This is a genomic window from Azospirillum terrae (assembly GCF_053470425.1).
In genome coordinates this window covers 408,105-428,850 of sequence record NZ_JBPXMR010000003.1, presented here as the reverse complement: position 1 = coordinate 428,850, position 20,746 = coordinate 408,105, and the positions used below count along the sequence as shown (strand labels likewise).

Below are 20,746 nucleotides of genomic sequence, written 5' to 3'. Positions count from 1 at the left end.
TGGCACACCCCCTGCATAAGCTCATGGCGAAAGCCGTGATCGATGCAGGCGGGAGACGGACATGCTCCAGGAAAAGATCCAAGAGGTCTTCAACGAGCCCGGTTGCGCGACCAACCAGGGGAAGACCGACAAGGAGCGCAAGAAGGGCTGCTCCAAGGCGCTGAAGCCCGGCGCGGCCGCCGGCGGCTGCGCCTATGACGGCGCGATGATCGCGCTGCAGCCCATCGCCGACGCCGCGCACCTCGTGCACGGGCCGATTGCCTGCCTGGGCAACGGCTGGGACAACCGCGGCACGCGGTCCTCGCATTCGCAGCTCTACCGCACCGGCCTCACCACCGACCTGTCCGAGCTGGACATCATCCACGGCGGCGAGAAGAAGCTCTACAAGGCCATCAAACAGGTCGTGCAGGAGCACAAGCCGCCCGCAATCTTCGTCTACCAGACCTGTGTGCCGGCGATGATCGGCGACGACATCGAGGCGGTCTGCAAGCACGCCGCCGCGAAGTTCGGCCTGCCGGTGATCCCGGTCAACGTGCCGGGCTTCGTCGGTTCGAAGAACCTCGGCAACAAGCTGGCCGGCGAGACGCTGCTCGACCAAGTGATCGGCACTCAGGAACCGGCCTTCACCACCCCCACCGACGTCTGCGTGATCGGCGAGTACAACCTCGCCGGCGAGTTGTGGCAGGTGAAGCCGCTGCTCGACGAGATCGGCATCCGCCTGCTGTCCAACATCTCCGGCGACGCCAAGTACCATGAGGTCGCCCGCGCCCACCGCGCCCGCGTCACCATGGTGGTGTGCTCGCAGGCGCTGGTGAACGTCGGCCGCAAGATGCAGGAACGCTGGGGAATGCCCTATTTCGAGGGCTCGTTCTACGGCGTCTCGGACATGTCCGACACTCTGCGCACCATGACCCGCATGCTGGTCGAGCGCGGCGCCGAGCCCGAGCTGATGGACCGCGCCGAGGGCGTCATCGCCCGCGAAGAGGCGCGCGTGCAGCGCCGCCTTGAAGCCTACCGCCCGCGCTTCCAGGGCAAGCGGGTGCTGCTGTTCACCGGCGGTGTGAAGAGCTGGTCCATGGTGACCGCGCTGGAAGAGGCCGGGCTGACCATCGCCGGCACCTCCACCAAGAAGTCCACCGCCGAGGACAAGGAGCGCATCCGCAAGAAGAAGGGCGAGGAGTTCCACATGTGGGACGACCTGAAGCCACGCGAGATGTACCGCATGCTGCGCGATTCGGAAGCCGACATCATGCTGTCGGGCGGGCGCAGCCAGTTCATCTCGCTGAAGGCCAAGGTTCCCTGGCTCGACATCAACCAGGAGCGCCACCACCCCTACGCCGGCTACGACGGCATCGTCACGCTGTGCGAGGAAATCGACAAGACGCTGTCCAGCCCGATCTGGCGGCAGGTCCGCGCTCCGGCACCGTGGGAGGTGTGAGACCATGACGCACATCAGCCGCATCCCCACCTCGGCCAAGCCCGTCGCCACCAACCCGCTGAAGATGAGCCAACCCATCGGCGCGGCGCTCGCCTTTTTGGGCATGGACCGCTCGCTGCCGCTGTTCCACGGCAGCCAGGGCTGCACCGCCTTCGGCCTCGTCCTGCTGGTCCGCCACTTCCGCGAGGCGATCCCGTTGCAGACGACCGCCATGGATCAGGTCTCGACCATCCTCGGCGGCTACGAGAACCTGGAAGAAGCGCTCAAGAACATCGACGAGCGCATGAAGCCCGGCCTGATCGGCGTCTGCACCACCGGCGTCACCGAGACCAAGGGCGAGGACCTGCAAGGGCACCTCAAGACCTTCCGCCAGCGCAACCCGAACCTCGCCGACCTCAATCTGGTGTTTGTCAACACGCCGGACTTCACGGGCGGCTTCGAGGACGGCTTCGCCGCCGCGGTCACCGGCATCGTCGAATCGTTTGCCGAGCCCTCGCGCTCGACGGTCAAGGGTCAGGTCAACGTGCTGGCCGGCTGCCACCTGACGCCGGGCGACGTGGAGGAGATCCGCGACCTGCTCGAGAGTTTCGGGCTGACGGCGATCATCCTGCCCGACCTGTCGCTGTCCATGTCCGGCCGCCAGCCCGACGACTTCACGCCCACCTCGCTGGGCGGCACCACCGTCGAGCAGGTCCGCGTCATGGGCCAGTCGGAGGCGACGCTGGTCATCGGCGAGCAGCTGCGCACCGCCGCCGCCGCGCTGGAATTGAAGACCGACGTGCGGACGCTGTTCTTCGACCGGCTGACCGGGCTGGAAGCGACCGACCGCTTCATCAAGGCGCTGGCCGAGTTGTCCGGCCGCCCGGTGCCGTCTCGCCTGCGCCGCCAGCGCGAGAGTCTGGTGGACGCCATGCTGGACGGGCACTTCTACTTCTCGCGCAAGCGCGTGGTGGCCGCTCTGGAGCCCGACCTGCTGTTCGCGGTGACCGGTTTCCTCAACGACATGGGCGTCGAGGTGGTGGGGGCGGTGTCGCCCACCCAGGCGCCGGTGCTGGAAAAGGTGCGCGCCGGAACCGTAATGGTCGGCGACCACGCCGACGTGGAAGCGCTGGCGCGCGGCTGCGACCTGATCGTGTCGAACTCGCACGGCCGGCAGGGCGCGGCGCGCGCGCAAGTCGAGTTGTTCCGCATGGGCCTGCCGCAGTTCGACCGGCTGGGCGCCGGGCTCAAGGTCAGCGTCGGCTACCGCGGCACGCGCGACCTGATCTTCGACATGGGCAACCGCTTCCTCACGCAGGAGACGGAGCACCACGCAACGGAAGAGCACGCCTGTCAGGGAGGCGGCGGATGCGGATGCAGCGCCGCCTGAGGGTGATCGACAGCAACCCGAGCGACGAGAGCGGGACCAAGCGTCCCCGAGGAGGGTCTATGAAGGTGGCGTTCTGCACCCAGGACATGCAGCACGTGGACGCGCATTTTGGCTGGGCCAAGAACATCGCGATCTACGAGGTGGCCAACGACGGCTACCGGCTGGTGGAAACCTGCCAGTTCGGCGGCTCGATGTTCGAGGACGGCAACGAGGACAAGCTGATCCCGAAGATCGAGGCGATCGGCGACTGCGCCATCGTCTACCTGTCGGCGATCGGCGCCTCGGCCGCGGCGCGCATCGTGGCGAAGAAGATCCATCCGGTGAAGGTGGAGCCGACGGTCTCCATCATCAGCCAGCTCGACCGGCTGGTCGAGACCATCAACGGCAACCCGCCGCCCTGGCTGCGCAAGGCCATGGGCCAGGTGCCGGCGCTTGCCTTTGCCGAAGACGAAGAGGATTGAGCATGTCCGACACCGCCGTTACGGAAGACATCGAGGGCGCGTTCCTCAAGACGCTGGTCCTGCTGTTCCGCGCCGAGGACACCTACGGCGCCTGGGAAGGCAAGAGCGACGACGTGATCCTGTCGCCCTTCATCCTCGACAGGGAGGCGCGCGCCGCCATCCCGATCATCGGCGACCCGGACCCGGACACGCTGTGGCGCCTCGAGCTGTTCTACAAGGCCGTGGGCATCACCATCGAAAAGATGACCGGCGTCATGGGCTCGACCATGATGAAGATGAGCCACGAGGGCTTCGGCCGCATCGTGCTGCTCTGCGGGCGTCTGGTGGTGGTGTCGAAGACGCTGCGCGACGTGCACCGCTTCGGCTTCCCGTCGCTGGAGAAGCTGACGGCCGATGGCGCCAAGCTGGTGCGCGAGGCGGTGGAACTGATCGAGGCCCACCCCGACGTGGCGCAGATGTGAGGGGCGCCGCATGTCCGACGCCGCCACCCTGAAAGACGAGATCAAGAAGCTCAACGCCCGCGCCACGGCGAAGAAGATGGACCTGCACGACCTCTCCGAGGAACTGCCGGTCATGTGGGAGCGCATCCCCGACGTGGCGCAGGAAACCTACGAAGCCTACCGGCTTCTGGCCGAGAAACGTGCCGCGCTGAAGGCGCTGGAGACCGAATAAAGGAGCATGGGACTATGAGCGAATTCGTTACCGGCCAGACCCGCGGCGGGACTCCCTGGACGCCCAAGTTCGTCGAGAGCATCGACCAGAAGCAGTGCATCGGCTGCGGCCGTTGCTTCAAGGTCTGCGGCCGCGACGTGCTGGAACTGATCGGCATCACCGAGGACGGCGACATCGTCGACGCCTTCGACGACGAGGCCGAGAAGAAGGTCATGAGCGTCAAGACCGCCGGCAACTGCGTCGGCTGCGAGAGCTGCTCGAAGGTCTGCTCGAAGAATTGCATCACCAATCTGCCGCTCGCGGCATAACGAGCCCAGCCCCTCTTCACTCTCCCCGGGGGGCTTGGAGGTGGGTGGGGAAGCACGATTCAGGCCGAAACCCTGCTTCCCCTCCCGCATCTTTTTATTGATGGCTTTTTTCTTCCGTCATCCCCGCGAAGGCGGGGATCCAGCCTTCTCCGGGACCAGCACCCGGTGCGGAGTCATGGATCCCCGCCTTCGCGGGGATGACGGTTGTTGAGGCGTGCGTGTCGTCCGCCCCACCCGCTTTGTCGCTGTCGCAAACCCGACACGTGTCGCAAAGGCGTCAGCCCGAAAAACACGACAAAGCCTTAAAATCAACAACTTACCACTTGGCACGCCACGTGCTTCATCCCTATCGGACAGGCTCACGAGCCGATGAAGGAGACGAAGACATGGTGACCCTCACGCAGACGGCGGTGGCCACGTTGGAGCGGGTTCTGGGAACGGCCGGACCGCAGGCGCGCGGCTTGCGCATCGCGGTGACCGACGGCGGTTGCGCCGGCCTCAAGTACCAGATGGGCTTGGAAGCCGACGCGGCGGACGACGATTCGGTGCTGGAGTTCGGCGACGTGCGCGTCTTCGTCGATCCCGGCAGCGCCCCGCTGCTCGACGGCGTCGTCGTCGACTTCGTCGAAGGCATCGAAGGCTCGGGCTTCAAGTTCGACAACCCGAAGGCGACGAGCTGCGGGTGCGGCAAGTCGTTCTCCGTCGGCTCCTGCTCGACCAGCACCGCGTCGGGCTGCGGCTCCTCCACCCACTAGCTGGGCACGCACTGAATTCGGATCGGAAAGGCAGGCCGCCATGTGGAACTACACCGACAAGGTCAAGGAACACTTCTTCAATCCGAAGAACGCCGGAATCCTCGACGGCGCCAACGCGGTGGGCGAGGTCGGCTCCATCACCTGCGGCGACGCGCTGAAGCTGATGCTGAACGTCAACCCCGCAACCCAGGTGATCGAGGACGCCCGCTTCCAGACCTTCGGTTGCGGCTCGGCCATCGCGTCCTCCTCGGCGCTGACCGAGATGATCATCGGCAAGACCGTCGATGAGGCCCTGGTGCTCACCAACCGCGACATCGCCGACTACCTCGGCGGTCTGCCGCCGGAGAAGATGCACTGCTCGGTCATGGGTGCGGAGGCGCTGCGCGCCGCCATCGCCGCCTACAAGGGCGAGGACTGGGTCGACGACCACGAGGAAGGCGAGTTGGTCTGCAAGTGCTTCGGCGTCGACGCCGCCATGATCGAGCGCGCCGTCTCCGTCAACGGCCTAACCACGCTGGAAGAGGTGACGCACTACACCAAGGCCGGCGGCTCCTGCCAGACCTGCCACGAGAAGATCGAGGAGGTGCTGGAGACGGTGCTCGCCAAGACCGGCGCGCTGACGCCGGCCAAGCCGCACGCCCCCGGCACCGTCGGCCTCGACGCCATCCTGCCGCTGAAGGCCCCAATTCAAACCAAGGACCAGCCGGCTGCCCCGGCGCCCAAGATGACCAACGTGCAGCGCATGCAGGCGATCATGACCGCCATCGAGGAGATGCGCCCGCAGATCCAGAAGGACGGCGGCGACGTGGAGCTGGTCGACATCGACGGCAAGGACGTCTACGTGCGCCTTTCCGGCGCCTGCTCCGGTTGCTCGCAGTCCTCGGGCACCATGATGGGCTTGCAGATGAAGCTGGTCGAGAAGCTGGGCGAGTTCGTCCGCGTCAAGCCGGCCTCCCTCATGCCGGCGGGGGCCTGATCCATGACAGGCATCTATCTGGACAACAACGCCACCACCCGCGTCGATCCCGAGGTGCTGGCCGAGATGCTGCCGCTGTTCACCGAGCAGTTCGGCAACCCCTCGTCCATGCACGGCTTCGGCGCCGCGGTCGGCGGCAAGATCGAGTGGGCGCGCCAGCAGGTGCAGGCGCTCCTGGGCGCCGGGCACGGCAGCGAGATAGTCTTCACCTCGGGCGGCACGGAAAGCGACAACACCGCCATCCTCTCCGCCATCGAGGCCTACCCGAAGAAGCGCGAGATCGTCACCAGCGTGGTCGAGCATCCCGCCGTCCTGTCGCTGTGCGAGTACCTGGAGAAGAAGCGCGGCTACACCGTCCACCGCATCGGCGTGGACGGCAAGGGCAACCTGGACATGGACGCCTACGGCAAGGCGCTGAACGAGAACACTGCCATCGTCTCCATCATGTGGGCCAACAACGAGACGGGGACGATCTTCCCCATCGAGGAACTGGCGAAGATGGCCAAGGCGGTGGGGGCGATCTTCCACACCGACGCGGTGCAGGCGGTCGGCAAGATCCCGATGAAGCTCGCCGACAGCGCGGTGGACATGCTGTCGCTGTCCGGCCACAAGCTGCACGCCCCCAAGGGCATTGGCGCGCTCTACGTCAAGCGCGGCCTGCGCTTCCGCCCGATGCTGCGCGGCGGCCATCAGGAGCGCTCGCGCCGCGCCGGCACCGAGAACGCGCCGGCCATCGTCGGGCTGGGTGCGGCGTCGCAGGCGGCGCTCGTCCACATGCAGGACGAGAACACCCGCGTGAAAGCGCTGCGCGACAAGCTGGAACAGGCGATCCTCGCCGCGGTACCGAGCTGCTTCGTCACCGGCAACCCGGACAACCGCCTGCCCAACACCTGCAACATCGCCTTCGAGTACATCGAGGGCGAGGCGATCCTGCTGCTGCTGAACGAGCACGGCATCGCCGCGTCGTCGGGCTCGGCCTGCACGTCGGGTTCGCTGGAGCCCAGCCACGTCATGCGGGCCATGGGTGTGCCGTATACGGCCGCCCACGGCGCCACGCGCTTCTCGCTGTCGCGCGAGACGACGGAAGCGGAGATCGACGCGGTGATCGCGGTGGTGCCCGGCATCATCGAGCGGCTGCGCAAGCTGTCGCCCTATTGGGCCGGTGCCGGGGCCGCACCGAAAGAGTTCGCACCGACCTACGCGTAACATTCGATTGGGGGACCTGCCGATGCTGAAGCCCGGTTTCGTCACCATCAACGACACCACGTTGCGCGACGGCGAGCAGACCGCCGGTGTCGCCTTCACGCTCGACGAGAAGATCGCCATCGCCCGGTCGCTCGACGCGGCCGGCGTGCCGGAGCTGGAGATCGGTATCCCCGCCATGGGGCCTGAGGAACGCGAGGGCATCCGCGCCGTGGCGTCCCTCGGCCTGAAGGCCCGGCTGATGGTCTGGTGCCGGATGACCGACGCCGACCTGGAGGCGGCGCTGTCCTGCCACGTGGACTTCCTCAACCTGTCCATGCCGGTCTCCGACATCCACATCACCAAGAAGCTGCGCCGCTCGCGCGAGTGGGCTCTGGGCCAGATCGACCGCACGATCCGCATGGCCTGCGACGCCGGTGTGGACGTCAGCCTGGGCGGCGAGGACTCCTCGCGCGCCGACATGGACTTCCTGATCCGCGCGGCGACCACCGCGCAGCACGCCGGTGCCCGGCGCTTCCGCTTCGCCGACACGCTGGGCGTGCTCGACCCGTTCCAGACCCACGCCTGCATCGCCCGGCTGCGCGCCGCCACCGATCTGGAGATCGAGATCCACAGCCACGACGATCTGGGTCTGGCGACGGCGAACTCGCTGGCCGCGGTGCAGGGAGGTGCGACGCACGTCAACACCACCGTCAACGGCCTGGGCGAGCGCGCCGGCAACGCGCCCATGGAAGAGGTCGTCATGGCGCTGAAGGTGCTGTACGGCCGCGACACCGGCGTCGACACGCGCGCCTTCGGCGCCATCTCGGCGCTGGTCGAGGCGGCGTCCAACCGGCCGGTGGCGGTCAACAAGTCCATCGTCGGCTCGGCGGTCTTCACGCATGAGGCCGGCATCCACGTGGATGGGCTGCTGCGCGACCGCCAGACCTACCAGAACTTCGACCCGGCCGAGGTCGGGCGCGAGCACAGCATCGTGCTGGGCAAGCACTCCGGCACCGCCGCGGTGAAGCTGGCCTACGCGCGGCTCGGCGTCTCGCTGGAGGATGCCGAGGCGCACGCGATCCTGCCCATGGTCCGCACGCTCGCCACCCGCGCCAAGCGCGCGCCGACACCGGACGAACTGCACGCCTTCCGCACGGTCCTCCCGGCATGACCGCGATCGCCGACACGGAAGCGGCACCGGCGCCCGGCTTGGCCAGCCTCCTGAAGGAGGACGTGACCTGCGTGTTCGGCCGCGACCCGGCGGCGCGCAACGTCTGGGACGTGCTGACCTGCTACCCCGGCGTCCACGCGCTGATGGCGCACCGGCTGTCTCACGCGCTGTGGACGCGCGGGGCGCGCTGGCCGGCGCGGTTCCTGTCCTATCTGTCGCGCGCGGTGACGGCCATCGACATCCATCCCGGCGCCAGGATCGGCCGCCGCTTCTTCATCGACCATGGTGCGGGCGTCGTCATCGGCGAGACGGCGGAGATCGGCGACGGCGTGACGCTGTATCATGGCGTCACGCTGGGCGGCACCACCTGGAACAAGGGCAAGCGCCACCCGACGCTGGAGGACGGCGTGCTGGTCGGTGCCGGCGCCAAGATCCTCGGGTCGATCACGGTGGGGCGCAACGCGCGCGTCGGCGCCAACTCGGTGGTCACCAAGGACGTGCCGGACGGGCTGACGGTGGTCGGCATCCCCGGCCGGTTGGTGCGGCCCTCGACGGCCCGCCGCCTTTCGGACGCCGGAATCGACCTCGACCATCATTTGATGCCCGACCCGGTCGGCAAGGCGATCGCCTGCCTGATCGACCATATCAACCGCCTCGAAGCGCGCCTGGACGCCGGCGGCATAGCGCCTGTCGGCGTAGCGTGCTCAACGTGCGGCGACCAATGCGACCAGCAGTCGTGCAACGCCGACTTGGTGAAAGGACTGGACATATGAGCTTCAAGGACGATCTGGAAGACCAGGAGACGGCGGAAGACTTCCTGTCCTTCCTGGGTGTGGCCTACGAGCGGCGGGTGGTGGACGTGAACCGCCTGCACATCCTCCAGCGCTTCCACACCTATCTCGCCGCCGACACCGGCCTGGAAGGCATCACCGACGACGAGGGTCTGGCGGCGCGCTATCGCGCGCATCTGGAGCGCGCCTATCACGACTACGTCGCCAGCAGCGGCGTCGCGGAGAAGACCTTCAAGGTCCACCGGGATCAGGCCGCCAGCATGAGCGACCGCTTCGTGTCGCTGGAGTCGCTGACGCGTTAAAGGTCGCCGGTCAGGATGTCGATCGCCGTCCTGATCTCAAGACGATGATCAGCCAAGCTCGCGACGGCCGCACCAATATCGGCCGTCGCGATGCCGGCGATCTGCGGCGTCATCATTACGAACTGTTCACCCTCGATGGTGAACACCGGCATCAGCCGCTTGATGGGTTTGCCGGTGTCGCCAGCCCGCACCAGCGGCACGACGACGCGCGAACTCCGAACCTCGACATGATTTCCCTGCACGACCAGCAGGAACGGCACCGGATGGTCGGGCAGGCCCTCAGCCTCGGGATTCCGGCAGACGTCGAGAAAGCGCATCAGAAGAGCCTCTTGCCCTTGCTGAACACGCCGTTCGCCGCGACGAAGCGATCATAGTCGGCAAAGGCTTCCTTGTTTTCCTCGCCCCACTGCCGCCGCCGCGCTTCCTGCACGGATACCTCGAGGGCGTTCTCGAACACCTCGGACAGGTTGATACCCAAGGACTTGGCTTCGTCCACCAGTTCAGGCCGGGCCGACACATTGGTCGGTTTGCGCAACGCCGCACCTCGGGCCATAATCCCCTCCGAGCGATTGATGCGCATAATTTATGCGCAAATCACCCCGCAATCAACGCCGGCTTCTGGTCTTACCACCCTGTCCCGAACCCGACAAAGCCCCTATCGTGTCATGAACGCGACACACGGGAACGGGTCTTCCCGACCTCATCACACCCGTATTTTTCCCGCCTTTTCAACATATTACACCAACACCCAGAAGACTGGCACGCACCCTGCAATATCTCTGGACGCGGCCCGGTTCGGCCGCGTGACCATAGCAGCGCATTCCTCACTATTGCCAAAGCGGCAATTTGGTACCATAATGCGATTATCCGTATGGCCAGCAATTCCCGAGGCCGCAGCAGGAGACCGGCATGCACATCGTCGTCTGTATCAAGCAGGTCCCGGACAGCGCTCAGATCCGCATCCATCCGGTGACCAACACCATCATGCGCCAGGGGGTGCCGGCGATCATCAACCCCTTCGACCTCTTCTCGCTGGAAGAGGCGTTGCGGATCAAGGATCGCACCGGCGCCCGCGTCACCGTGCTGACCATGGGCCCACCGATGGCGGAGGCCTCGCTGCGCAAGGCGCTGTCGTTCGGCGCCGACGCCGCGGTGCTGCTGACCGACCGCAAGTTCGCCGGCTCGGACACGCTGGCAACCTCCTACGCGCTCAGCTCCGCTATCAGGAAGCTGTCGGAGGAGGAGCCGGTCGATCTGGTCTTCTGCGGCAAGCAGACGGTGGACGGCGACACCGCCCAGGTCGGCCCCGGCATCGCCACGCGCCTCGGGCTCCAGCAGCTCACCTACATCGCCAGGATCGAAGGCGTCGATACCGACAAGCATGAGATCACCGTGCACCGCCGCTCGGAAGGTGGCGTGCAGGTGCTGAAGACCGCGCTGCCCTGCATGATCACCATGCTGGAGGGCACCAATTCTATGCGCTTCGGCACCATGGACGACCTGTTCCGCGCCGCCCGCACGCCGTTGCGGCAGTGGGGCAAGGACGATTGCGTCGAGGACGAGACGAAGGTCGGCCTCAAGGGTTCGCCCACCGTCGTCTCCAAGGTCTTCGTGCCGAAGCCGCGCGCCGTGAAGGCCAAGCCGATCACCGGCGACACCCCCGATGCGCTGGCCTCCGCCGCCGTCGAGACCATCTTCGCCGCCCAGCCGAAGCTCGCCACCGAGTTGCTCGGCCGCGCCGCCGGCTGTTAAGGAGACACGCACATGAGCGATACCCCCTCCAAGGGGCCTCAGGGCCGCCGCTTCGAGTTGCCCGAACACCTCAAGGCCTACAAGGGCGTCTGGGTGATCGTCGAGCAGGAGCGGGGCCAAGCCCATTCCGTCTCGTGGGAACTGGTGGGTGAAGCCCGCAAGCTGGCCGACAAGCTGGGCGTCGAGGTGGGCGCGGTGGTGCTCGGCGCCGAGAGCGCGGACCTCAACCGCATCTGCGGCGAGGCGTTCGGCTACGGCGCCGACGTGGTCTACAAGGTGACCGACCCGGTGCTGAACGACTACCGCACCGAACCCTACGCCCGCGTCATGACCGACGTGGTGAACGCCTACAAGCCGGAAATCGTGCTGCTGGGCGCCACCACGCTGGGCCGCGATCTGGCCGGCGCCATCGCCACCACCTTGAAGACCGGCCTGACCGCCGACTGCACGGAGCTGGACATCTACGCCGAGAACCGCAGCCTCGCCGCCACCCGGCCGACCTTCGGCGGCACGCTCTTGTGCACCATCCAGACGCTGGCCTACCGCCCGCAGATGGCCACCGTGCGCCCGCGCGTCATGGCCCTGCCCGACCGCGACGAGACCCGCGCCGGCCGCGTCATCGAGGTGTCGCCGCTGCTGTCCGAGGATGCCATCGTCACCAAGGTGCTGAACTTCATCCCCGACAGCGCGCAGAACGAGGCGCAGCTGGCCTTCGCCGACATCATCGTCGCCGCTGGCAAGGGGCTGGGCAAGCCGGAGAACCTGTCGCTGGTCTGGGACCTCGCCAAGGTGCTGGGGGCCGAGGTGGGCGTCACCCGGCCGCTGGTGCAGGCGGGCTGGGCGACCTTCGACCGGCAGGTCGGGCAGACCGGCAAGACGGTGCGCCCGAAGCTGTACATCGCCGCCGGGATCAGCGGCGCCATCCAGCACCGCGTCGGCATGGAGAAGGCCGACCTGATCCTGGCGATCAACACCGACCCGAACGCGACGATCTTCGATTTCGCGCACCACGCGATCGTCGGCGACGCTCTGACCGTGCTGCCCGCCCTGACGGAGGCGTTCTCCCGGCGCCTTCAAGTCAACCGGCTGGCGAGCTGAGAAGGGACCAGGACATGGTGGAAAAGTTCGATGCGATTGTCGTCGGCGCCGGCCCGTCCGGCAACGCGGCGGCCTACACGATGGCGAAGGCGGGCTTGAGCGTGCTCCAGCTTGAGCGCGGCGAGTACCCCGGCGCCAAGAACGTCCAGGGCGGCATCATGTACGCCTCGGAGCTGGAAAAGATCATCCCCGACTTCCGCGAGGACTGCCCGACCGAGCGGCACGTCATTGAGCAGCGCATCTGGCTGCTGGGGGATGACAGCTACATCGGCACCAACTACCGCTCGGACAGCTTCAACACCGACACGCCGAACCGCTACACGATCATCCGCGCCAACATCGACAAGTGGTTCTCCGAGAAGATCCGCGAGGCCGGGGCCTTGCAGATCTGCGAGACCACGGTGACCGATCTGCTGCGCGACGCGTCCGGCAAGGTCTACGGCGTGCGCACCGACCGCGTCGGCGGCGAGATCCACGCCGACGTGGTGGTGATGGCGGACGGCGTCAACGCGCTGCTGGCCAAGCGCGCCGGCATCCAGAAGGAAGCCGAGCCGCAGAACGTGGCGCTGGCGGTGAAGGAGATCCTGTTCCTCGATCCCGAGTTGATCCAGCAGCGCTTCGGCCTGAAGGGCGACGAGGGCGTGGTCATCGAGATCATGGGCAAGGTGACCAAGGGGATGGTCGGCACCGCCTTCCTCTACACCAACAAGGAATCGCTCACCATCGGCATCGGCTGCCTGATCTCCGACTTCAAGGCGGGCGGCATCCCGCCCTACAAGATGCTGGAGGATCTGAAGCGCCATCCCGTCATCGCCCCGCTGATCGAGGGTGCCGAGATGAAGGAATACGCCGCGCACATGATCCCCGAGGGCGGCTTCAACGCCGTGCCGGAGCTGTACGGCGAGGGCTGGGTGGTGGCGGGCGACGCCGCGCACTTCAACAACGCCGCGCACCGCGAGGGCTCCAACCTCGCCATGGCCTCGGGCCGCATGGCGGCGGAGACGATCATCGCGCTGAAGAAGGACGGCAAGCCCTTCACCGCCGCCAACCTCGCGGCCTACAAGAAGGCGCTGGACGCCTCCTTCGTCATGAAGGATCTGAAGAAGTACAAGGACCTGCCGGGGATCATGCACGAGAACAAGCAGTTCTTCGGCGCCTACCCCGACCTTATCAACGCCGCCGCGCACAACCTCTTCACCGTGGACAGCGTCGACAAGCTGACCAAGGAGAAGGACATCCTGCGCTCCTTCGTGAAGAAGCGCTCGGTGTTCGGGCTGGTGGGCGACGCGATCAAGCTGGCGAGGGCATTCCGATGAGCGACATGACGCTGCCGAAAGTCGAAGAGAAGCTGTACCAGAACCGCTACATCGTCGACGAAAGCCACCCGCACATCGCCATCAGGGACAAGGCGGTCTGCACGAGCTGTGAGCACAAGGCGTGCACGTGGTGCTGCCCGGCGGCCTGCTACACGGCGGACGGCGGTGGGACGGTGACGCTGGCGACGGACGGCTGCCTGGAGTGCGGCACCTGCCGCGTGATCTGCCAGGACAAGGAAAACATCGCCTGGGACTACCCGCGCGGCGGATACGGCATAAGTTACAAGTTCGGTTGAGGCCTGGGCGCACGCTATCCCGGCGCCCGGATCCCTCTCCTATCCGCCAGGACTTGAACACCCCTCCCCGCGTCCATGGGGAGGGGTTTTCTTATGGTCGGCCTCACAGCCGCGCGGCCATTTCCGCCAGTGTGGCGACGGTGTTCATGTTCCGCGCGGTGCCGGCCTTCGCCGCCGGGACGACCAGCCTGGACCGCGCCATGCCGTCGCCGTAATGGACGTAGATCTCCCGTTCCCCGGCCCGCAGTTCTTCGCCCTGCACCCCGGTCACGGTGTCGAGCGCATCGGCAGCCGGCGGCTGGTCGAGGAAGATGGCGACGACCCGGTTGGGGGCACCGTGCGGGAAGGGGTTGCCGGCCTGCACCGCCGCCATCTCCGCGGCACTGCGCACCAGGACGCCGACCGGCTTTCCCGCATAGGCCGCCAGCCGTTCCTCCAGCACCACCTTGACCTCCGCCTCCGGCAGGCCGCTTTCGAAGACGACGTTGCCGCTGGCGATGTAGGTCTGCACCCGTGCGAATCCCGCCTGCTCGCACATGGCCCGAAGCTCCGCCATGGGCAGCTTCCCGGTTCCCCCGACATTGACAGCGCGCAGCAGGGCGACGAAGGCGGTCACGGCGTTCTCCCGGCGGATCACATCTCGTCGATGAAGGCCGCCACCCGGTCCAGTTCCGCTGACGCCCGCGCCACCATGGCATCCATGCCCTCGAAGCGGCTTTCCACCAGGGACACCTCGATGGCGTCGCCGGCAGCCGCCAGATCGTCGGCGCCCACCGTGCGCGAGGACCCGGCCAGCTTGTGCGCCGCCTGCCGGACCTCGTCCCACGCCTTCGCCTCCGCCGCCTTCACCAGACGGTCGCGGGTCGCCCGGTTGGAAGCCAGAAACTCCTGGAGGAGCTGGCGGACGAAGTCGGCGTCGCCGTCGAACAGCGTCGCCAGCGCGCTGGTGTCCAGCGGCGGCCGGGTGCGCGGAGCGGACGGCGGCGAAGCGGCGGCCTCCCCCACCGGCGCGGCGCCGGTCACCGGCGGCAGGTAGCGTTCGACGATGCGGCGCAGGTCGCTGATTTCCGCCGGCTTGGAGACGCTGTCGTCCATGCCGGCGGCAAGGCACTTCTGCGCTTCGCCCTCCATGGCGTTGGCGGTGATGGCGACGATCGGCAGACGGCGGTGGCCGCCGGCCTCCTCGCCGCGGATGGCGCGCGTCAGGTCGAAGCCGTCCAACTCCGGCATCTGGCAGTCGGTAAGCAGCAGCGCGTAGCGCCCGGTGCGCCACTTCTCCAGCGCCTCGCGCCCATCCCCGGCAACCTCCGCGGCATGGCCGAGCAAGGCGAGCTGGCGCAGCAGCACCTGCCGGTTGGTCGGGTGGTCCTCGGCGATCAGGATCAGCCGGCCCTGCGCCAGCGCCTCATCCACCGACGGCGGGGTGCGGGCGGGAACGGGCGGGACCGAATCGTCGCCCGCCGCGTCGGCGTCGGCGTCCGCCGCCTGCCGGCCCGACGCGATCAGGACGCCGCGCACCAGCGTGCTCCGGCGCACCGGGCGCGGGACCAGCGTCGCCCCGCCGGCCTGGCCGGGGATGGCCGCCTGCGTCACCGCCACCAGCCCCGTTTCGAGCATCCGCCGGTCACAGCGCAGCCCGTCCAGATCGGCCTCTTCGGCGGCGACCACCACGTCGGTGACGGCGCCGCCGTCCAGCTCGCGGATCGCCGCCAGCGCGTCGGCGGCCTCCACCACGCGGGCGCCCTCGGCGGTCAGGTAGCGCGCGACGAAGCGGCGCTCGTCGCCTTCCGGATCGACGACCAGCACGCGCAGGCCGGCCAGCGGCAGCGTCTCGGGCGCGGCGTTTGCGGGCGCCGTCTCGGGCACGACGTCGGCGGTGAAGGTGAACCAGAAGGTGGTGCCGACGCCGGGCTCGCTCTCCACGCCGATCTCGCCGCCCATCAGCTCGGCGATGCGCCGGCAGATCGACAGGCCCAGCCCGGTGCCGCCGAAGCGCCGGGTGGTCGATGCCTCGGCCTGGGTGAAGGGGCGGAACAGGCGGGCCTGCACGTCCTTGGCGATGCCGATGCCGGTGTCGATGATGGTGATGCCCACCGTCACCTTGCCGTCGCGCAGCGAGATCAGCTCGGCGCGCAGCTTGACCGAGCCCGTGGGGGTGAACTTCACCGCGTTGCCGGCGATGTTGAACAGCACCTGCCGGATGCGCACCGGGTCGCCCATCACGCCGGCCGGCAGTTCCGGGTCGATGTAGCTGATGAGCGCCAGATCCTTCTTGCGCGCGCTGGGGGCCAGCGTGTCGGCCACCCCTTCCACCACCTGGGCCAGCGAGACCGGCATGTGTTCCAGGTCCAGCTTGCCGGCCTCGATCTTCGAGAAGTCGAGGATGTCGTTGATGATGGTCAGCAACGCCCCGGCGCTGTCGCGCACCACCGCCACCAGCTCGCGCTGCTCGGGCGTCAGCGGCGTGTATTCCAACAGCTCCAGCATGCCCTGCACGCCGTTCATCGGCGTGCGGATCTCGTGGCTCATGGTGGCGAGGAACAGCGATTTGGCCTGGTTGGCGGCCTCCGCCTCGGCGCGCGCGGTCTCGGCGGCGTGCGAGGCGGCGACCAGCTCGCGGGTGCGCTCGGTCACCTGCCCTTCCAGGGTGCGGTTGAAGGCGCCCAGCTCCTCGTAGAGGTGGACGTTGTCGAAGCCGACCGCGACCTTGGAGCAGAACACCTCCAGCAGCCGCCGCTCGTCCTCGTCCAGCGGGCGCTGGTGGCTGAGGAACACCACCGTGTCGTGATGGCGCGAGGTGGAGCGGAACACCAGCACGCTGCGTTCGCGCTCATAGCGGTGGTGCATGTCGTCCAGCGCTTCGGCCACCAGCGCCGCGTCCGCCTCGGGCAGGGCCGCGCCGATGGTGTGCCCATCCAGCCCGGACAGCCGGCCACCGCCGCCCAGCACCCGCGACTCGCGGGCCGCGTCGGCGGTCTCCCCGGCCGGCGTGCCGGCCGTCGCCTCGGCCGAGCGGCTGCCCAGCAGCGCCCCGGTGCAGGCCGGGCACACGGCGTGGATCTGCTGCACGGCGCCGCCCACGTATTCGGCGATGGTGCGCTTGTCCAGCAGTTCCGAAGACGCGTTCAGCAGGCGCTCCAGCCCCAGGCGGTTCTGCTCGATGGCCGAGATGTCCTGGTAGCCGCGCAGCGCCGCCACCACCGAGGTGAACAGCTTCTGCGCCGTCAGCTCGGTCTTCGATTTGTAGTCGTTGATGTCATAGTTGAGGATGACGTCGCGTTCCGGCGCCTGTCCGGGCTGGCCGGTGCGCAGGATGATGCGCACGCGGCGGTTCTTCAGCTCGTTGCGGATGTAGCGGACCAGACGCAGGCCGGCATCGTCCGACTCCATCACCACGTCGAGCAGCACGACGGCGACCTGCGAGGTCTCCGCCAGGATGCCGCGCGCCTCGGCGGCGGTGGCGGCCGACAGGAATTGCGCCGGGCGGCCTTCGAAGGTGAAGCCGCGCAGCACCATCTTGGTGGTGGCGTGGATGGCCGGATCGTCGTCGACGATGAGGATCAGCCATGGCTCGGCCGGCTCCGGCGGGGAGTCTTTCGCCGATGCCGCCTCGGCGTCCGAGCCCGGCTCCTCATCGGCAAACAGAAACTCGTCGCTCATCCAGCCCAGCCCCGCTCGAAACCCTAGCCCGGCACGTTATCACAGCCCTCGGCGGCATGACCAGCCGGCGCACCCGACGTGCAGGGTTCCCCCTCACTCCGCATCCTCGTCTTCCTCCTCGGCGCGGCAGAAGCGGCGCAGGCCCTCCAGATCCGCCACGGAGATGGTGGAGCCGTGCGCCTCCACCCCCACGGCGCGCAGTTTGGCCAGCGCGCGCGAGAAGGTTTCCGGCTGCATCCCCAGGCGGCGCGCGATCAGCGCCTTGTCGAAGGGCAGCGCGAACACCGCCGAACCCGCCCCCTCCGGGCAGAAGCGCAGCAGGAAGGTGCCGACGCGCTGCGGAGTCGGCTGCACCTGCAACTGCTCGATGGCCTGGACGAGGTGGCGCAGGCGCAGCGACAGCGAGCCCAGCATGGCGAAGGCGATCTGATCGTCCTCGCGCAGGCAGCGGGCGAAGCCCTCGGCGGTCAGCGTCAGCATGCGCGAATCGGCCACCGCCTCGGCACACACCGGGAACTTGCCGCTGGCGAACATGGCGGCCTCGGCGAAGGTCTCGCCCGGCGCCACGACGTTCACCACCGCCTCCGCCCCGTCGCGGGTCAGGCGGTAGAGCTTCACCCAGCCCTCCAGCAGCACGAAAAAGCGGTCGGCGGGCTCGTCCTGCACGAACAGGGTGGTGCCGCGCGGCACCTGACGCACCTGGGCGGTGCCTACCAGCATGGTGAGCGCGCGGTCGGGCAACCGCTGGAAGAGCGGGATGGTGCGGATCGTCGCCGCGTCGTGCGACCGCAACCCCGGAACTTCGGTCTTCATGCTTTCGCTCGCTCTCCCAATCTTGGCGGCCATTCTATCCGGTCGCCGTTCACACCGGTCAAGAACGATCGATGGAACACGAAGCGCCGCCGGTTCGGATGCGACGCTATGCAACGCTGCGAAACGCGATTCGATGGAGTGTTGCATCCGTCCGGCGCCGGATGAGACGGAGTGAAACGCTATGAAACACATTTTTACCCAGCGTCTCATCCGCTCGGCATCGTGCGGACACACCTTTCCCAATAAGGACTTCCATCCTAGAGCGAGCGGCCGGCAAGAGCAAGAAGATCGGCGGCCCGACGCGCCCTCACGCCCGCGCCACGTCCTTCAAGTGCCGGGCAAGCACGCCGACCACCAGAGCCGGGGCGGTCAGGTGCGGCAGGTGGCCGGACACCGGCAGCACCTCGCGCTCGACGCAGGGCCACAGGCCATAGAGGTGGTGGGCCGCCTCCTCGGGCACCAGCGGGTCGTCCTCGGTGTGCACCAGCACGGAAGGCACGTCGAAGTCGTCGATCCAGCCGCGCAGGTCGGACTGGAACGCCACCGCGGCCAGCCGGAAGGCCACGTCCGGCCGCACCGCGCCCAGGCAGGACGCCACCTCCTCCGTCTCCGGGCTGGAGGGCGGAGCGTCCACCGCCAGCGCCGCGAACTCGCGCACCCAGGTCGCGTAGTTGAGGGTCATACAGCCGATCATCCGCCGCATGGTGGTGGCGTCGATGCCGCTGCGGTAGCGGTCGCGGTCGACGCCGCAGGCGCTGGGGGTAAGCAGGACCATGCGCTCGAAACGCTGCGGCGCCAGGATGCCGGCGATCACCGCCGCCATGGCGCCGGCCTCGTGCCCGACATAGACGCAGCTCTCGATGCCGAAGGCGTCGAGAATGGCGATCAGGTCCTCGGCGAAGCCGGCGTGCGAGCCGTGGCGGAAGCCGTCGTAGCCCGTGCCGTCGCCGCCGCTGCCGGCGGCGTCGAAGCCGATGGTCAGGAAGTGGCGTTCGGCCCACGGACGGATGCGCCGCCACACGCGCTGGTCGGTGCCGAACCCGTGGCCGAGCACCAGCGCCTTGTGGCCGCAGCCGCCCACCGTCACGTTGTGCCGCCGCAGGATGTCCACCATCGCCGCGCTCTCCGCCGGTGCGTCCGGAAGTGCAACGGGCGCGGACCGGCCCCCGTTCCGGCCGCAGGACGCTGGCGTGCGGGGTACCCCGTTCCCGGCCGGGCGGGTGGGCTCAGCAGCCGCTCAGCGCGCGGATCCGGTCGATCAGCGCCCGGCCGCCGACGCGGTGCACGGTGACGTCGGCCACCCCGTCGCAGCGCCGGCCGCTCTGGTGGGCGTAGGTGTACTGCACGCGCACGACCAGCGGGTCGATCCGCCCGACGCCGATCACCCGCAGCGGCTCGCTCATGGCCGAGTAGAAGCGGCTCATCGAGGCGATCTCATAGGCGCCCTGGTTGCGTTTCTCCGGCACCAGGAATTCGTTGGCCTGCCGCCCGTCGCCCCGCCCCAGCGCGGCGTAGAACCCCTCGACCACGGCGAGCACATCGTCTTGCGGCGCCCCTTGGCCCGGCGCGGGCTGGACTGGCTTAGGCTGGATTGGCGGCGGGATGGCGGCGGGTTGCGGCGGGATGGGTGGTTGCGGCACGGGGGGCGCCGGTTCCTGGCTGGGCGGCGGGACGGCCGGGGCGGGGCGCGGGTAGAGCTGGACCGGAGCCTGGGCGAACCCCGGCCCGGCGGCCATCGGTGCCGCCAGCGCCATCATGACCAGCATGGAAACCAGGAGCCGTCCTGTCATCGTCCCCGCCACCGAACGGACCGGTCAGCCGCGGGCACGGTCGTACAGCGCCATGTAGCCGCCGATCATCACCACCAGCCCGACCAGCGTCTCCATCCCGCGAAACGGCGGCAGGTAAGCGGACAGGAACGCCGCCGCGCTGCCGGCCAGCAGCATCAACCAGGCGAGCGTGTCGCGGTGCAGGGTGGACCGGCGGGGCGGCTTGGGACGCCGCAATTCATGGATGTTCGACATGGACGCGCTTCCTGATGGCGAACCCCATGTATGGGACCGCTCATGGGAGCGCGCAAGGGCGTCGTGGCGGGTCCGATGACCGGCCGTTGCGAAATGCCGCATTGCATTCAAGGCGGGTATTGGCGATTTTCACAGCCAACCGGGGCACGACGAATTGGATAGCAGGCATAGCCATGACCGATGAGATTCTGAACAAGCTCGCGCAACTGGACGAGGCCGAGAAACTCCTGTCCTGCGCCAGCGTGCGCGGCATCGCGAGCGGTTTCCGGACGCAGATGGACCTCAACAAGCTGTTGATCGAGGGGGCCCGCAACACCCTCGATCAGAGCAAGGGCTCCGACGACGGCCAGTGATGCGCC

The 20,746-nt window shown here is 68.0% G+C and carries 25 protein-coding genes; 17 read left to right on the top strand and 8 right to left on the bottom strand.

Features of this window, described 5'->3' with window-relative positions; genetic code table 11:
- Positions 1-61: 61 nt before the first annotated feature.
- From nifE to nifW, 12 genes are all read left to right on the top strand, one after another.
- Positions 62-1,438, top strand: a complete 1,377-nt coding sequence (nifE, locus tag ACSVDD_RS11955) for a nitrogenase iron-molybdenum cofactor biosynthesis protein NifE (protein ID WP_448189575.1) — start codon at positions 62-64, stop codon at positions 1,436-1,438.
- A 4-nt stretch (positions 1,439-1,442) separates the two neighbouring features.
- Positions 1,443-2,807 carry a nitrogenase iron-molybdenum cofactor biosynthesis protein NifN gene (gene nifN / locus ACSVDD_RS11950; protein WP_448189574.1) on the top strand — a complete coding sequence of 455 codons (1,365 nt, stop codon included), beginning with the start codon at positions 1,443-1,445 and terminating at the stop codon, positions 2,805-2,807.
- Entirely contained in the window at positions 2,786-3,268 is a 483-nt protein-coding gene (nifX, locus tag ACSVDD_RS11945) for a nitrogen fixation protein NifX (RefSeq protein ID WP_448189573.1), read from the top strand. The genes nifN and nifX overlap by 22 nt, the downstream gene beginning before the upstream one ends.
- Positions 3,269-3,270: 2 nt before the next feature.
- Complete coding sequence (locus ACSVDD_RS11940; RefSeq protein WP_448189572.1) at positions 3,271-3,729, top strand: NifX-associated nitrogen fixation protein; 459 nt, start codon at positions 3,271-3,273, stop codon at positions 3,727-3,729.
- 10 nt (positions 3,730-3,739) lie between these two features.
- Complete coding sequence (locus tag ACSVDD_RS11935) at positions 3,740-3,940, top strand: CCE_0567 family metalloprotein (protein WP_448189571.1); 201 nt, start codon at positions 3,740-3,742, stop codon at positions 3,938-3,940.
- A 14-nt stretch (positions 3,941-3,954) separates the two neighbouring features.
- On the top strand, positions 3,955-4,248 hold the full coding sequence (gene fdxB / locus ACSVDD_RS11930) for a ferredoxin III, nif-specific (protein ID WP_448189570.1): 294 nt from the start codon (positions 3,955-3,957) through the stop codon (positions 4,246-4,248).
- Positions 4,249-4,634: 386 nt separating this feature from the next.
- Positions 4,635-5,003, top strand: coding sequence for a HesB/IscA family protein (locus tag ACSVDD_RS11925; RefSeq protein WP_448189569.1), 369 nt, complete (start codon positions 4,635-4,637; stop codon positions 5,001-5,003).
- 40 nt (positions 5,004-5,043) lie between these two features.
- Complete coding sequence (nifU, locus tag ACSVDD_RS11920) at positions 5,044-5,979, top strand: Fe-S cluster assembly protein NifU (protein ID WP_448189568.1); 936 nt, start codon at positions 5,044-5,046, stop codon at positions 5,977-5,979.
- Between the two features lie 3 nt (positions 5,980-5,982).
- Positions 5,983-7,185, top strand: coding sequence for a cysteine desulfurase NifS (gene nifS, locus ACSVDD_RS11915; RefSeq protein WP_448189567.1), 1,203 nt, complete (start codon positions 5,983-5,985; stop codon positions 7,183-7,185).
- Between the two features lie 22 nt (positions 7,186-7,207).
- Positions 7,208-8,335: a homocitrate synthase gene (nifV, locus tag ACSVDD_RS11910; RefSeq protein WP_448189566.1), complete on the top strand. Its 1,128-nt coding sequence runs from the start codon at positions 7,208-7,210 to the stop codon at positions 8,333-8,335.
- Entirely contained in the window at positions 8,332-9,108 is a 777-nt protein-coding gene (gene cysE, locus ACSVDD_RS11905; protein WP_448189565.1) for a serine O-acetyltransferase, read from the top strand. Before nifV ends, cysE begins: the two co-directional genes overlap by 4 nt.
- Complete coding sequence (gene nifW, locus ACSVDD_RS11900; protein ID WP_448189564.1) at positions 9,105-9,428, top strand: nitrogenase-stabilizing/protective protein NifW; 324 nt, start codon at positions 9,105-9,107, stop codon at positions 9,426-9,428. Before cysE ends, nifW begins: the two co-directional genes overlap by 4 nt.
- On the opposite strand, the gene ACSVDD_RS11895 is transcribed toward nifW, so the two are convergent.
- Positions 9,425-9,745 carry a CcdB family protein gene (locus tag ACSVDD_RS11895; RefSeq protein ID WP_448189563.1) on the bottom strand — a complete coding sequence of 107 codons (321 nt, stop codon included), beginning with the start codon at positions 9,743-9,745 and terminating at the stop codon, positions 9,425-9,427. The two genes, nifW and ACSVDD_RS11895, sit on opposite strands and share 4 nt — an antisense overlap.
- Positions 9,745-10,008: a type II toxin-antitoxin system CcdA family antitoxin gene (locus tag ACSVDD_RS11890; RefSeq protein WP_448189562.1), complete on the bottom strand. Its 264-nt coding sequence runs from the start codon at positions 10,006-10,008 to the stop codon at positions 9,745-9,747. Before ACSVDD_RS11890 ends, ACSVDD_RS11895 begins: the two co-directional genes overlap by 1 nt.
- Before the next feature lie 329 nt (positions 10,009-10,337).
- On the opposite strand from ACSVDD_RS11890, the gene ACSVDD_RS11885 reads away from it, so the two are divergent.
- From ACSVDD_RS11885 to ACSVDD_RS11870, 4 genes are read left to right on the top strand one after another with little or no spacing between them, the layout of a single operon-like run.
- On the top strand, positions 10,338-11,180 hold the full coding sequence (locus ACSVDD_RS11885) for an electron transfer flavoprotein subunit beta/FixA family protein (RefSeq protein ID WP_448189561.1): 843 nt from the start codon (positions 10,338-10,340) through the stop codon (positions 11,178-11,180).
- Positions 11,181-11,192: 12 nt separating this feature from the next.
- Positions 11,193-12,278, top strand: coding sequence for an electron transfer flavoprotein subunit alpha/FixB family protein (locus ACSVDD_RS11880; protein ID WP_448189560.1), 1,086 nt, complete (start codon positions 11,193-11,195; stop codon positions 12,276-12,278).
- 14 nt (positions 12,279-12,292) lie between these two features.
- Positions 12,293-13,594 carry an FAD-dependent monooxygenase gene (locus ACSVDD_RS11875; protein ID WP_448189559.1) on the top strand — a complete coding sequence of 434 codons (1,302 nt, stop codon included), beginning with the start codon at positions 12,293-12,295 and terminating at the stop codon, positions 13,592-13,594.
- Positions 13,591-13,890, top strand: a complete 300-nt coding sequence (locus ACSVDD_RS11870; protein WP_448189558.1) for a ferredoxin family protein — start codon at positions 13,591-13,593, stop codon at positions 13,888-13,890. The genes ACSVDD_RS11875 and ACSVDD_RS11870 overlap by 4 nt, the downstream gene beginning before the upstream one ends.
- Before the next feature lie 103 nt (positions 13,891-13,993).
- Here ACSVDD_RS11870 and ACSVDD_RS11865 read toward each other — a convergent pair whose 3' ends face one another.
- The 6 genes from ACSVDD_RS11865 to ACSVDD_RS11840 all read right to left on the bottom strand — a co-directional run bounded on the left by ACSVDD_RS11865 (position 13,994) and on the right by ACSVDD_RS11840 (position 20,387).
- On the bottom strand, positions 13,994-14,506 hold the full coding sequence (locus tag ACSVDD_RS11865; RefSeq protein ID WP_448189557.1) for a DUF1697 domain-containing protein: 513 nt from the start codon (positions 14,504-14,506) through the stop codon (positions 13,994-13,996).
- A gap of 17 nt (positions 14,507-14,523) precedes the next feature.
- The gene (locus ACSVDD_RS11860) at positions 14,524-17,550 is read right to left on the bottom strand and encodes a response regulator (protein ID WP_448189556.1); all 3,027 of its coding nucleotides are present in this window, start codon (positions 17,548-17,550) and stop codon (positions 14,524-14,526) included.
- 93 nt (positions 17,551-17,643) lie between these two features.
- Complete coding sequence (locus tag ACSVDD_RS11855; RefSeq protein WP_448189555.1) at positions 17,644-18,363, bottom strand: Crp/Fnr family transcriptional regulator; 720 nt, start codon at positions 18,361-18,363, stop codon at positions 17,644-17,646.
- Between the two features lie 307 nt (positions 18,364-18,670).
- Entirely contained in the window at positions 18,671-19,477 is an 807-nt protein-coding gene (locus tag ACSVDD_RS11850; protein WP_448189554.1) for an alpha/beta fold hydrolase, read from the bottom strand.
- A 112-nt stretch (positions 19,478-19,589) separates the two neighbouring features.
- Positions 19,590-20,153, bottom strand: a complete 564-nt coding sequence (locus tag ACSVDD_RS11845) for a hypothetical protein (protein ID WP_448189553.1) — start codon at positions 20,151-20,153, stop codon at positions 19,590-19,592.
- A gap of 24 nt (positions 20,154-20,177) precedes the next feature.
- Positions 20,178-20,387 (bottom strand): hypothetical protein, encoded by a 210-nt coding sequence (locus ACSVDD_RS11840; protein WP_448189552.1) that lies wholly within the window; start codon positions 20,385-20,387, stop codon positions 20,178-20,180.
- A 173-nt stretch (positions 20,388-20,560) separates the two neighbouring features.
- Here ACSVDD_RS11840 and ACSVDD_RS11835 point away from each other — a divergent pair, with 173 nt between their 5' ends.
- Positions 20,561-20,740, top strand: a complete 180-nt coding sequence (locus ACSVDD_RS11835; protein ID WP_448189551.1) for a hypothetical protein — start codon at positions 20,561-20,563, stop codon at positions 20,738-20,740.
- The last annotated feature ends 6 nt before the right edge of the window (positions 20,741-20,746 follow it).